We start from the raw sequence: 13682 nt of genomic DNA, 5'->3' as shown, positions 1-13682 counted from the left end.
GGGGTGCGTCGGATGCCGGGCTATTCGCTCAGTGCCTTGAGGCACTGCCGGGCCCGTTCCGGCAGGACGTACTCCCCCTCCTTCTCGATGCGCTCGTACAGGGCCTCGACCCGCTCGTAGTGGGCGTCCAGGTTCTGGTCCAGCAGGTGGTACTCGGACTTGTTGTAGATGCCGAACTGGAGGTCGGTCATCAGGCCGAACGGATCGATGTCCGCGGCGCTCCGGGCGCCGCCGAACACCAGGCGCAGGAACTCGTCGACACTCTCGTAGCCGAGCGTGGCGAGGAGGAACTCGATCGACGCCCACTTGCGCCTGACCTGGTGGGCGCGCTCGTCGGGATCGACGATGAAGTCCAGGCCGCTGGTCATGCCCTTCGGGTAGAGCACCTTGTTGAAGCAGCGCAGGTCGATGGTGAGACGGTCCTTGGTGGTGCGGGGCAGGGTGCTGTCGGCGTGGGCCCGGTAGTTGTCGAAGACCAGCGCGTCCCCGACCCGGCTGTCGCAGTAGTAGCCGGGGGAGGGCGTGTCGGCGTACGTCTTCGCCCAGTACATGGCCATCAGGTAGTCCCGCACCGACGGCAGGTCCAGCTCGGACAACCGCCCTTCCTGGAACAGGTACAGCGCCTTGTCGACGGCCGTCTTCTCCTCGCCCGCCAGGCCGTGCTCCAGCATCTTCTCGTAGACGTACGGGAGGTTCGGGGCTTCGAGCTCAGCCTCCTCGAAGATCACGAACGGCTGCCGGCTCAGCGGAGTGGGCGTCAGCGCGGTGTGGAAGCTGCGGTACTCGGTGGGGAAACCGAGCTGCTTGCGCACCAGCGACGGGATCTGCAGGGCGATCGAGCTGGCCGCGTGGGTGCCGTACGGCCGCTTCTCGGCCGGCACGATGAAGGCGTTGACCACGGCGGTCTCGACCTCGGGGAAGTGCTCCCGGACGATGTCCTGGTTGAGGTCGTAGAAACGCTTCGCGGAGGGCACGAACAGGACGCAGTTCTCGAACATGGTGGAGACCGGGAAGTAGCTGCCGATCGATGCGGCGGCGAAGCTCTCCTGGATCACCGCCTGGCAGCGCAACTGGCGTGCCAGGTTGTCCGCCAGATCGTCGTCCAGGTTCATCGGGACGACATGGGTGGGGTGCGACTCGGGCAGGAAGCGGCTTGTGTTCAGCTTCCGGTGAGGCGGCAGAGTCGCCTCCACCTCCGCCTTGTCCACCTCGTACTTGTCCAGCACCGGGGACAACTGCTCGGCGTGTACCGCCGCCGAGGAGTGCAGGAAGGTGCCGGTCTTCTGGTAGGTGCCGGTGACGGTGGCGTCGTCGTCCACCGTGGTGGCCGACGCCTGGTTCGCTTCGCTCATGACGTGGTGTCCTCCGCTCGGTCCGAAGTGTTGATGCGGTGCACATAGGTGCGGACGAATGCCTCGTCGAGGGGCGGGGACGGGTAGTCCTCCGCGCCGAGGACGTCGCTGCCCACGGGAAGCGCGGCGAACATGTCCACCATGCCTTGCGTCGTCAGGCCGTCCACCAGGGCGGCGATCCGGGCGAGGGGGCTCTCCCGGTGCGCCGCGGCGAACTCCAGCGCCCGCTGCCGCCACGCGTCGAAGGGCACGATCTCCGCCCCGCCTCCCGCGGCCCCGACCATCTCGAAGAAGCGGTCGAAGTCCGGGGCGCCTGAGTTGACGAAGTCGTAGTCCCTGCCGATGCGCGTCAGATCGCTGGTGACCGCGGCGGCGACCGTCCGGCACAGGTAGTCGACCGGCAGCACCGCCGTGAGGTCGGCGGTCAGCGAAGGGAAGCTCCCCATCGCGAGGCAGCCGGAGATCAGGTTGTGCAGGAAGTCCCCGCGGTCGAGCCGGAACCGCCCGGTGCGGGTCGAGGCGCCCACGTACGGCAGCCGGTACGTCGACGCCTTCGCGCCGCGCCGACGGGCGGCGGCCACCATCAGCTCCGCCTGCCACTTGGAGGTCTGGTAGCCGTACTCCGGAGCGTCCTCGGGGACGTGGTGCCCCAGGTACCTGGGCAGGGTCGCGAAGGTGGAGATGAAGTGGAAGGCCTTGCCGCGACCGCGCGAGGCCAGCCGCAGCGCCTCGTGCGTCCCGACCATGTTCGGGCCGACGTACTCCGACATCGGCCGCATCCAGTCCAGCAGGGCGGCGGAGTGGCAGATGGCGTCGACCTGGTCGGCCAGTTCGTCGAAGCGCCTCTCGTCGAGGCCGAACAGCGGTCGGCTGACGTCGCCCACCACCGGCTTCAGGAGCGGCGCGAACTCCTCCCTCCACAGGCCGTAGTCGTCCAGTGCGCCGATCAGGCGCTGTGTCGCCCGGTCGGTGTCGTCCGCCCGCACCAGGCAGTGCGCGACCACCTCGGAGGCAAGCAGCTCGTGCAGCAGATGGGCACCGACGAAGCCGGTGGCGCCGGTGACGAAGACCGCCTCCGGGCGTCCGGGCGAGGCGACGGCGTTGTCGAAGCGGAGGTCGGAATCCAGGCAGCCCTGCCGGGCCGCGGTCAGGTCGGGACCCTCGGCGTCGGCGGCCTCGGCAGCCTCGGTGGCCCGGGTGCGGGGAGCGGTGCCGACGGCGATACCGGGCCCGGAGGCCGCGTCGAGCCCCGATTCGAGAAGCTTCTCCAGAAGGAACTCGCTCAGCGCGACGAGGTTGGGGTGGTCGAAGGCGATCCGCGCGGGCAGGGCGAGCCCCGTCAGGTTCGCCAGTTGGTTGCGCATCAGGACCGCGCTCAGCGAGTCGAAGCCGATGTCCCGCAGCGGCAGATCGACCCCCACCGCCTCCGGTGAGGCGAAGCCCAGGGTCTTGGCCACCTCCGCCCGGACCGTGTGCAGCACGACGTCCTGGTACTCCTGCGGCGACGCCTCACCCAGCAGCTTGCGCAGGTCCGCCGCGCCGTCCGCCGGGGAACGACCGCCCGCGTCGCTGTCGAGCAGCGCGCGGAACAGAGGAGGTATGCCGCCCCGGTCCTCGAAGTAGCGCTGGACGCGACGCAGGTCGAGCGCGGCGGCCACCGCCAGCGGGGGGCCGGTCCTGGCGGCGAGTTCGAGAAGTTCCAGGCCCTCGTCCGGTGCCAGCCGGTCGAGGCCGAGCCGGGCGAAGCGGGCCCGGTCGAACTCGCTGAGCCCCGCCGCCATGCCCCCGCCCTCCCAGGGGCCGAACGCCACCGAGGTGGCCGGCAGACCCTCGGCACGCCGCAGGTGAGCGAGCGCGTCCATGAAGGAGTTGGCGGCGGCGTAGTTGCCCTGGCCAGGTGTCCCCATGACGCTGGAGATCGAGGAGAACATCACGAAGAAGTCCAGGTCAAGGCCCTGGGTCAGCTCGTGGAGATGCCACAGACCGTCCACCTTGGGACGGAGGACCGCGTCGAGTCGCTCCGGCGTCAGATCGGTCAGGAGGCCGTCGTCCAGCACACCCGCCGCGTGGACCACACCGCGCAGCGGGCGCTCCGCACCGAACAGCGCCAGCACCGCGGCGACATCGTCGCGGTCCGCCGCGTCACAGGCCACCACGGTGGCCTCGGCGCCCAGCTCGGACAACTCGTCCACCAGCTCCTGCGCCCCGGGCGTCCGCATCCCGCGGCGCGAGGTCAGCACCAGATCGCGTACGCCGTGGGTGTCGGCCAGCCTGCGGGCCACGCGTCGGCCGAGATCGCCGACGCCGCCCGATACGAGCACCGCGCCGTCCGGCCGCACCAACCGCTCCGGCGAGGCCGGCGCCTCCTCGCCCGCCCGTACCAGCCGCGGCACCAGCACCTCGCCGTCGCGAACGGCGCACTCGGGTTCGGTCTCCAGCATCAAGGCGGCGGCGAGCGCCTCGCGGTCCGTCTCCTCGTCGCCGACGTCGATCAACCGCAGACGCAGTTCCGGGTGCTCGTTGAGGGCGGTACGCATCAGGCCCCACAGCGGACCCGCGCCAGGCCCCGAGACCGGGTCGTCGGCGCCGGTGCCGACCGCGCGGCGCGTGACCCAGACCAGCGGGGCACGGAAGTCCGAGGCGATCGCTTCCTGCACCTGCTCCAGCGCCCTGGCGGCGAAGTGGTGCGCCTGGTCCGGCACGGGCGCGTCGGAGTCCCACAGGCACACCAGGCCGTCCAGGTCCTCGGCGTCCTCCAGGTCCTGCACCTTGATCAACTGAATGCCGGCCCGGGCAAGGGCGGTCTTGGTCTCCCGCGCCCACGGCACGTCCCCAGCGGGGGTCAACAGGCCCCAGGAACCGCCCAGCTCGACATCCCCGGTGTCGACAGGGCGCCAGTCGAGGTCGAACCGGAAGCGGTCCACTCCCGCCGCGGACAGGCGGCGCAGCACCGCCCGGTCGATCCGCCGCGCGTGGAGGCGGTGCAGATGGCCGACGTGGCCGCCCTCGCTGTCGTAGAGGTCGAGCGAGCCCTGGAACTCGCCCTCGCCCAGCTCGAACTCGGCGACCCGGACCCAGACCTCCGCCAGGCCCGCGACCCGTACCGAGAGACGTTCGGCCTCGTAGGGCACGAAGGCGTCCTCGCTGCCCGGGTTCCGCAGTCGCTGAGTCATGAGGAACGACTGCATCGCGGAGTCCAGCAGCGCCGGATGCAGCGTGTAACCCTTGGCGTTCCGCTGCTCGCTGTCCGACAACGCGACCCTGGCCCACACCGTGCCGTCCGCCTGCCAGGCCTCCCTTATGCCCTGGAAGTTCGGGCCGAAGCCGTAACCGGCGGCTGCCAGCTCCCGGTACAGCGCGGGGACGTCGAGGGGTTCGGCGCCTCGCGGCGGCAGCTCCTGCGCGGTGGAGGTCACGGCGCCGGTCGTCGTCGCGGGCGTGAGCGAGCCCTCGACATGCAACTGCCATGCGCCGTCCGCGTCGTCGGGCGAGCTGTAGATCTTGACGGGACGCGTGTCCCCGCTCGCCGCGCCCACGGTGACCTGAAGCCGCACCGGTGTGCCGGGGGTGATCGCGAGGGGCCAGGCGAACACCACGTCCGACACGTCCCAGCCGCCTTCGAGGAGCGCGTCACCGGCCGCCCGTATCACCTCGAAGAACGCCGTGCCCGGGAAGAGGACGGTCTCCATCACCCGGTGCTCCTGCACCCACGCGGGCCGCTCCGCCGCCACCACGTGGGTGAACAGGGACAGTTCGGTTCCCGCGACCTCCACACCGCCGCCGAGGAGTGGATGCCCGGTGGGGCGCAGACCGGCGCCCACCTCGCGGGCGAGCGGCGGCTCGAACCAGAACCGCTCCCGCTGGAAGGCGTACGTGGGCAGGGGCACCCGGGCGCCGCCGAAGGGCGCGAAGTAGCCGTCCCAGTCGACCGGGACACCCCGCACGTGCAGTTCGGCGAGGCTGCGCCGGACGACCGCGGCGCCGTTGCCGCCCGGGGCGCAGGACGGCACCCACAGCAGCGGGCCCTCGTCGGCCAGGCAGAACGCCCCGAGGCCCGACAGGACGGGTTGCGGCCCCAGCTCCAGGAAGGTGTTGGCCCCCGCGCGGCGCAGGGCGAGCATGCCGTCGGCGCAGCGGACCGTGTGACGCACCTGGCGGACCCAGTAGTCGGCGTGTTCCAGTGCGCCCGGCGCGGCCGGTTCGCCGGTGAGGCTGCTGACGAGGGTGATCCTCGCGGGGCGGTAGCGGACGGACTCCGCCACGGCCCGGAACTGCGCGAGCATGCCGTCCATGTGATGCGAGTGGAAGGCGTGGGACACCGTGAGGCGCGTGGCCTTGCGGCCCTGCTCGGTGAAGTGCGCGGAGATCGCCTCGACGGCGTCGGCGTCACCGGACACCACGGTCTGCGTGGGCGTGTTGAGTCCGGCGATGTCCAGCGCGCCGCGCAGCCCGAGGGCGTCGATGGCCGTCTCCACCTCCGTGCCGCCTGCTTCCAGCGACGTCATGGCGCCGCGGACGGGCAGCGCCTGCATCAGGCGCCCGCGGGCCGCGACCAGCCGGCAGGCGTCGTCCAGGTCGAGGATCCCCGCGACATGGGCGGCGGCGAGTTCGCCGATGCTGTGGCCGAGCAGCAGCTCCGGGCGCACCCCCCAGCTCTCCCAGAGCCGCCACAGCGCGACCTCCAGGGCGAACAGGGCGGGCTGGGTGAAGTCGGTGCGGTGCAGCAGGGCCGCGTCCGCACTGTCCGGCTCGGCCCACATCACCTGGAGCAGGGGCCTCTCCAGGTCGGTGAAGCGGGCGGCGACCTCGGCGAGCGCCTCGCGGAAGACAGGATGGGCGTCGTGGACGTCCCTGCCCATGCCCGGGAACTGGCTGCCCTGGCCCGTGAACAGCAGGGCGAGCCGGGGGTCCTCGGGGTGGGGAGCGGTGCGCACCGACTCGGGGGGCAGGTCACCGGTGCGGGCGAAGGAGGCGAGCCTGTCGAGGAGTTCGGCCTTCTCGCCGACCTGGAGCACCAGTCGGCGCCGGTGGTGGCTGCGGGTGGTCGCCAGGGACCTGGCCACGTCGGCGAGGTCGTCCGCCGGGCGCGTGCTCAGGTGCAGGCGCAGGTTCTCGACCTGCCGCCGCAGGGCGGCATCCGTGTGGCCGGACACCACGATCGGCACGGTGGACGGCAGCGGCGCGGGCGCGCCCGCCTCCACGGGTTCCGCGGCCGGTCGCGGCGGTTCCTCCACGATGACGTGGGCGTTGGTGCCGCCGATGCCGAACGAGCTGACCCCGGCCCGGCGCGGCGCCTGTCCGGCGGGCCACGGCCGCTGCTCCTGGACCAGCGCCATACCGGCGCCCTTCCAGTCCACGGCAGGGGTGGGTTCGGCGACGTGCAGGGTGCGGGGAAGGGTGTCGTGGGCCATGGCCAGGACGACCTTCATCAGACCGGCCAGACCCGCGGCGGCCTGTGTGTGGCCGAGGTTGGACTTGGCCGAGCCGACCCACAGCGGGGCGTCGGCGGAGTGGCTGCTGCCGAAGACCTCCGCGAGGGCGGTGCCCTCGATCGGGTCGCCCAGCTTGGTGCCGGTGCCGTGCGCCTCCAGGTAGTCGATGTCGCCGGGGCGCAGGCCGGACGCGGCCAGCGCGGCGCGGATGACCCGCTGCTGGGCGGGGCCGCTCGGCGTGGTCAGGCTGGCGCTCTGCCCGTCGTGGTTGACGGCGGTGCCGCGCAGCACGGCGAGGACCTGGTCACCGTCGCGCCGGGCGTCGGACAACCGCTTGAGGACGACCGTGGCGGCGCCCTCGCTCCAGCCCGTGCCGTCGGTGTCCGAGGAGAACGACCGGCAGCGGCCGTCCTTGGACATGCCGCGCAGGCGGCTGAACTCGACGTGCAGTTCGGGGGTGAGCATCAGGCTCACCCCGGAGGACACCGCGAGGTCGCACTCGCCGTTGCGGAGCGCGTTGCAGGCCAGGTGGGTGGTGACCAGGGAGGAGGAGCACGCCGTGTCCACGGTGAGGGCGGGGCCCTGGAGACCGAAGACGTACGACACCCGGCCGGACATGGTGCCGCCCATGGAACCCGAGCCCACATAGCCGTCGAGGTCGCTCAGTCCACCGGCTGTCGTGAGCCCGTACTCGCGCCACGCCGAGCTCTTGCCGATGCCGACGAACGTGCCGGTCTGACTGCCGCGCAGCCGGTCCAGGGTGTAACCGGCGCGTTCGAACGCCTCCCACGCGGTCTCCAGGACCAGGCGCTGCATGGGGTCGAGGGCGCGGGCCTCGCGGGGCGCCATGCCGAAGAACGAGGCGTCGAAGAGGTCGATGTCACGGACGAACCCGCCCTGGGCGCAGTACGAGGTGCCCGCCGTCTCCGGGTCGGGGTCGTACAGCGCCTCGGCGTCCCAGCGGTCCTTCGGTACGTCGACGATCCCGTCTCCGCCGCGCTCCAGCAACTCCCAATACTGATCAGGGGAGTTGACGTCGCCGGGAAGGCGGCAGGCCATGCCGATGACGGCGATGGGTTCGTCGTCTTCGGCGCGGCCGCGGACGGGCACGCTCTCCTGGCGCGGCGTCGTGCCGTCGGCCAGGTAGGCGGCCAGGCTCCTGACGGTGAAGTGCTCGAAGAGCTTGGCCTGGACGAGGGGCCGGCCGAGCAGTTCCTCCAGCCGCGTCTGGACCCGGACGACCCGCAGCGAAGTGCCGCCGATCTCGAAGAAGTTCTGGTCGACGCCGATCCGGTCGTGTCCGAGCACGTCCGACCAGATGGCGAGGATGTCCCGCTCCAGCTCGGTGGCGGCCTTGGCGGTGACGTCGACCTGTGCCACGGGATCCGGCAGGGCGTTCTCGTCGATCTTGCCGTTCGGGGTCAGCGGAAGCTCGTCCAGCTCCACGAAGAAGGTCGGGACCATGTACGCCGGCAGTCGCTCGGCCAGCCAGGGGCGCAGTACGCGGTGCAGCGGGGAAGCGGACGGTTCACCGGCCGCGGGCGTGTTGGCGTGAGCACGAAGGGTCTCACGGGTCACCGCCGCGGCGGGGCGCGGGCTGAGGTCGGGGCTCTGGCCCGGCCGCCAGAACACCGCGTCGCACCGCCAGGTGTCGTCGGACCGGCTGGGCAGCAGCGCGACGTCGAGCCCCGCCTCGGCGGCGGCGCCGTAGAGATCGGCCGGGTCGATCCAGGACGTGGGCGCCGCCGAGACGCTCGTGCGCCTGGCCGCCAGGGTCGCGGCGACCCGGCCGCACACCTCGGCCAGGCGACCGTTGGGGATGCCGTTCAGGCGCAGGGGTCGCTCGGCGACGGACGCCAGCTCGGCGCGGAGCGCGGCCAGGTCGAGGCCGTCGGCCTGCCAGTCCTTCTCCACCGCCGGGGTGACCGGCGGGGTCTCCTCGCCTATGTGCAGGGTGACGTCGTAGCGGTAGCGCGTCATCTCGTTGACGTGGTGGCCGTCGCGCAGGGTGATGTCGACGCGGCTGATCTGCGGGAACAACTGCCGCAGGCCCGCGAAGTAGGCGCGGTCCAGGACCAGTTCGCGCTCCGCGCGCATCCCGAGGCCGGTGCGGTGGGCCAGCTCCTCGGGGGAGGGCGCGCCGGCCTCGCCCTCCGCGCGGAAGTGCGCCAGGTCGGCGTGGAAGACGTCGAGGAGCGACAGGTCGCGTATGTCGCCGAGGAACACCCGCCCGCGGGTGACCGCCTTGGTCGCCCACTCCAAGACCGAGGTCAGATAGTCGACGCCGGGGAAGTACTGGGCCACCGAGTTGACGACCACCGTGTCGAAGGAGCCTTCGGCGACCTCGGGAAGGTCGTGGGCGGCGCGTTGCTCGCACCGCACGTGCGGCAGGGAGGCCAGATGGCGCCGGGTCGTCTCGACGGCAGCGGCGGAGGCGTCGACGGCGTGGTAGCTGCGGCAGTGCGGTGCCAGGCCGAACAGCATGAGGCCGCTGCCGGAACCGATCTCGAAGATGTCCTGCGGCGCGTGGGAGAGGATGCGCTGGACGGAGCTTCGCTGCCAGTCGCGCATCTCCTCGTCCGTGAAGGGAAGACCGTCGTAGCTGTTGCGCCAGCCCGCGAGGTTGAACGGCGCGCCGGCCGGTTCCGAGGAGTCGTCGGCGGTGTCGGCACCGGCTTCGTAGGCGCGGTCCCAGGCCGCGGCCCACTCCGCCAGGACGGTGCTCAGGTCCGCCGCCGCGGGGGCCTCGCCGGTCGGGGCCGCGTCGCGGACGAGGTAGGCGGCCAACTGATCGTCGCGGCCGACCACGACGGCGCGGCGCACCGCCTCATGGCGGACGAGGGCCGCCTCGACGTCGCCCAGCTCGATGCGGTGGCCGCGCAGTTTGATCTGGCGGTCGTTGCGGCCGAGCAGCGTCAGCCTGCCGGGCCCGGCGAAGCGGGCGAGGTCCCCGGTGCGGTAGAGGGCACCCGGGTGGAACGGGTTGTCCGGGAAGCGGAGCCGCGTCTGCCCGGGGTCGCCGCGGTAGCCGCGGGCCACTCCGGCGCCGCCGATGCACAGCTCTCCGGGGAAGCCGGGCGGCACCGGCGCGAGGTTCTCGTCCAGGACGTAGACCTGGGTGCGGTCGATGGGCCGGCCGATGAGGACCCCGGCCTCCTCCTCCCCGGCCGCCACCTGCCACGCCGTCGACCACACGGTGGTCTCGGTGGGGCCGTACATGTTCCACACCGAGCCACCGGCCACGGCCGCGAGCAGCCGGTCGGCCAGGTCCCGGGACAGCGCCTCACCGCCGCAGAGGATCCTCCGCAGCGTGGGGGCGCCCCGCCAGCCCGCGTCCAGCAGCAACTGCCAGGTGGAGGGGGTGCCCTGCATCATGGTGATCGCGTGCCGTTCCATCAGCCCGGCCAGGGCCCCGGCGTCCGCGGTCTCCTCGGCCCGGGCGACGACCGTGGTCGCGCCGCAGAGCAGGGGCAGGAACAGCTCCAGCACGGAGATGTCGAACGACACGGTGGTGATCGCCAGCAGCCGGTCGGCCGACGTGCACCCAGGGCGCCGGCGCATGGCGGTCAGGAAGTTGCTCACTGCCCCATGGGTGATCTCGACCCCCTTGGGGAGGCCGGTCGAGCCCGACGTGTACAGGACGTAGGCCAGGTCGTCGGCGCCCACCTCGACCGCGAGGTCGTCGTCGGCGCTCAGGTCGGCCCCCAGGTGCACGCTCACACAGCGGGTGTCCCAGGCGGCGAGCACGGCGGGGACGTCGCCGGGCGTGATGACGAGGACGGGGTCCGCGTCCTCGATCATCCGGTGGACGCGTTCCGCCGGGAAACCCGGGTCGACGGGCACGTAGGCGGCGCCCGTCTTCAGCACGGCCAGGAGGGCCACGACCAGATCGGTCGAGCGGTTCAAAGCCACACCGACCAGGTCGCCCCGGCCCACGCCCCGGTCGGTCAGCGCGTGGGCGAGCCGGTTGGCGCGGGCGTTGAGCTCGGCGTAGGTCAGGCTGGTGTCGGCGCAGACCAGCGCGGTGTCCTCGGCGTGACCGCGCGCCGCCTCCTCGAACAGGCGGTGCAGGCCCCGCTCGGCATGGCCCGCGACGCCGGGAGCCGTGTCGTTGAACTCCTCGATCAGGTAGGCGCGTTCGTCCGCGGTGAGGAGGTCGGCGTCGGCGGTGGGCCGCTCCATGGCGGCGGGGAGACGGCCGCACCACGCCGTGAACTGCTCGGCCAGCCGGGCGACGTCCTCGGCCGACAGACGCGCGGCGTCGTGGTGGAAGGTGACGAGCGCACCCTCCGCCGCGCCGTCCACCTGGACATGCAGTTCCAGCGCGGGACGCTCGCCGTCGTACCAGTCGGTGTCGCGGGCACCCCAGGAGATCAGGACGTCCGGGGCCCACGCGCCGCCGTCCCGGCGCTTGCGGAGTTCTTCGTCACGGCCGATGGCGTCCCGCCGTATCCACCCCCGCTCCTGGCCGCGTGCGAACTCCTGCCCCACGGACCGCAGGTTGTCCGCGATCGTCGCATCGGCGTCGACGCGGCACGGCAGCGGCAGCCACGCGGCGAACAGGCCCTTGTGCGCGGCGTCGACGCCCTCGCGAGGGGCGGTCATGGCGAGGCCGACCTCCCGCAGGCCGCTTGCCCGCCCCAGGAAGACGCTCAGCGCCCCGGCGACGTGGGCGGCGGCCGAGGCAGGCGCTTGCCGGTCGGCGTGGGCTTCCTCCGGGAGCGGGACGCGACAGTCGACCGGCGCGGGGCCCGGCCGCTGTTCGCCCTCGGCGCGCGCCGTCGTCTCCGCGCGGGGCCGCGGACAGGGCAGGCGGCAAGGATTCTCGCTGCCTCGGATCAGACGCTCACGCCAGTGGCGAGCGGACTTGGAGGCCCGGGTGCCCGCCTCCGTCAGGCGGGCGCGTGCTTCCTCGCCGGGGCTGGTCAGGACCGTGCCGGGCCGGACCCTGTGGGCCGCGGCGACGGCACCGACGGGGCGTTCCTCGCCCTCCAGGGTGCTCAGCCGCGTCAGAGCGACGGTTCCGGCACCGGTGGCCACCCGCAGGCCCGACGCGTTGTCGCAGCCGAGGACGGTACCGGGCACGACGGCCTCATCGGCGGCGGCGGTCTCGTGGCGGGCTGCCCGGACGGCGTAGAAGTGCCCGTCGAGCTCGACCTTGGGCCACACCAGCGGGCTCGCGAACGGGCCGTGGTCGGTCGCCCGGACCAGGGCGGCGATGCGCTCGGCCGGACGGTTCCAGTCGATCAGCCCCTCGCCGGTGAACTGGGTGTGGCGCGAGAAGTAGCGGCGGGCCGCGGTGTCCTGCGGGGTCGGGGTCTCGCGGCCCTCCGCGATCTCGTCGACCAGGGCGGGCAGGCCGGCGACGGCCGCCTCGTCGCACTTGAGGCCCAGCGAGAGCGCGGTGTCCTCGGGCCCGATCGCCACCGGCCGGCGCATGAGCACGTCACCGCCGTCGACCACCTGGTCCATGCGGTGCCAGGTGATGCCGTACTCCGTCGCCCCTTCCGCGACGGCCCAGGACGGCGTGTGCAGACCCGCGTACTCGGGGAGCGGGCCGTAGTGGTAGTTCACCGCGGCCCGCCGCGCACAGGCCAGCAGCGCGTCGGGCACCACCGCGTAGTTGCCGACGCTCAGCAGGAGGTCGCAGGACAGGGGCGGCGCGAGGGCCACGGCCTCGGCGAGTGTGTGATGGGGAATGCCCGCCTTCACCGCCCACGACCGGGCGGCGGCGTCGTCGGTCACCACGGCGGTGACGCGGTGACCCCGCGCGACAAGTGCGGCGCCGCAGCGAGCGAGGACACTCCCGCCACCGATCAGGACAGAACTCAGAAAAGTCATTGCCGTGCCTCCCCGTGATGAACCATGCGGTCGTTGCGGTGAATGTGCGGCTGAATCCAGATGTGGCGAGAACCGCCCAGCGGCTGACTGCCTGCTTTCCTGCTGCCTGGGGGACGGAACAGTCCTGGGTGCGGAACCGAAAGTACCGGCGGCAGGGCGAGGTGGCGCTGTCACATGAATCGACGACATGCGGGCGGGGAGCCCGTGAAGGAGGCTGGCGGAGGCTCGGCATCGACGTGCCTGCCGAAAGAGTCGCGAACGACGGGGAAAAGACGGGAAATTACTCGGGGGCTTTACCGGCGCCGAGCCGGAAACACCTCATGGGCACGTCCTCACCGACCGGACCGGCCCGGCGAGGACGCTCGACCAAGAGGGACGCTGACGTCCGTCCGGAATCAGCCGACGCGGTCGAGGAAGTCGAGGACCCGCTTCGTGGCCTGAGCCGCGGCGTGCTCGTCGTGCGTGGGCAGGCTGCTGTCGGTGAACAGGTGCCTGTCACCGGGGTAGACGAACAGTTCGGCGTCCGTCGCCGATTCGACGAGTTCGCGGGCCGCCTCCACGTCGCCCTCCTCCGCGAAGAAGGGGTCCGCGTCCATGCCGTGGACCTGGACGGGGACGCCCTCGGGCCACGTCTCACCGAACTCCGACACCGGGAGACACGCCTCGAGCAACAACACGCCCTTCGCACCGGGGCGGGTCTGCGCCAGCTTCTGCGCCGGCAGGACGCCGAGCGAGAAACCGACGTAGACGAGGTCGGCCGGCAGCTCCTGGGCGGCGGCGGTCCCGCGCTCGGTCACGGTGTCGATGCCGATGTCCTCGGCGTACTCCATGCCCTCCTCGAGCGTGGCGAACTCCCTCCCCTCGAACAGGTCCGGGACGTGGACGGTGTGTCCGGCCTTTCGCAGCGTTTCGGCGAACTCCCGGACACCGGCGGTCAGTCCGTGTCCGTGGTGGAAGACCAGTACCTCAGCCATGTCACTCTCTCCTCGTGCTCCGGTGCCCGGGTGGCACCGAAGCACAAGTATGAGCACAAGTGTTGGGGCAAAAGGTGTTCGAA

General features: G+C 72.2%; 3 protein-coding genes. All 3 read right to left on the bottom strand.

Annotation, left to right across the window (positions count from 1 at the left end; translation table 11 throughout):
* Positions 1-20: 20 nt before the first annotated feature.
* Entirely contained in the window at positions 21-1352 is a 1332-nt protein-coding gene (locus ACIRF8_RS09500; RefSeq protein ID WP_404212699.1) for a hypothetical protein, read from the bottom strand.
* Entirely contained in the window at positions 1349-12625 is an 11277-nt protein-coding gene (locus ACIRF8_RS09495) for an amino acid adenylation domain-containing protein (RefSeq protein ID WP_404212697.1), read from the bottom strand. The genes ACIRF8_RS09500 and ACIRF8_RS09495 overlap by 4 nt, the downstream gene beginning before the upstream one ends.
* Before the next feature lie 395 nt (positions 12626-13020).
* Entirely contained in the window at positions 13021-13599 is a 579-nt protein-coding gene (locus ACIRF8_RS09490; RefSeq protein ID WP_404212695.1) for a dienelactone hydrolase family protein, read from the bottom strand.
* Positions 13600-13682: the final 83 nt, after the last annotated feature.

This window comes from Streptomyces sp. NPDC102406, from assembly GCF_044765725.1.
In the GTDB taxonomy this organism is placed as follows: Bacteria; Actinomycetota; Actinomycetes; order Streptomycetales; family Streptomycetaceae; genus Streptomyces.
The sequence above is the reverse complement of the archived record's forward strand: the minus strand, read 5'-3'. Positions and strand labels throughout refer to the sequence as shown.

What these genes read in the sequence shown, in the direction of transcription:
- ACIRF8_RS09500 (WP_404212699.1), bottom strand. Translation starts at nt 1,352, where the DNA reads ATGAGCGAAGCGAACCAGGCGTCGGCCACCACGGTGGACGACGACGCC.
- ACIRF8_RS09495 (WP_404212697.1), bottom strand. Translation starts at nt 12,625, where the DNA reads ATGACTTTTCTGAGTTCTGTCCTGATCGGTGGCGGGAGTGTCCTCGCT.
- ACIRF8_RS09490 (WP_404212695.1), bottom strand. Translation starts at nt 13,599, where the DNA reads ATGGCTGAGGTACTGGTCTTCCACCACGGACACGGACTGACCGCCGGT.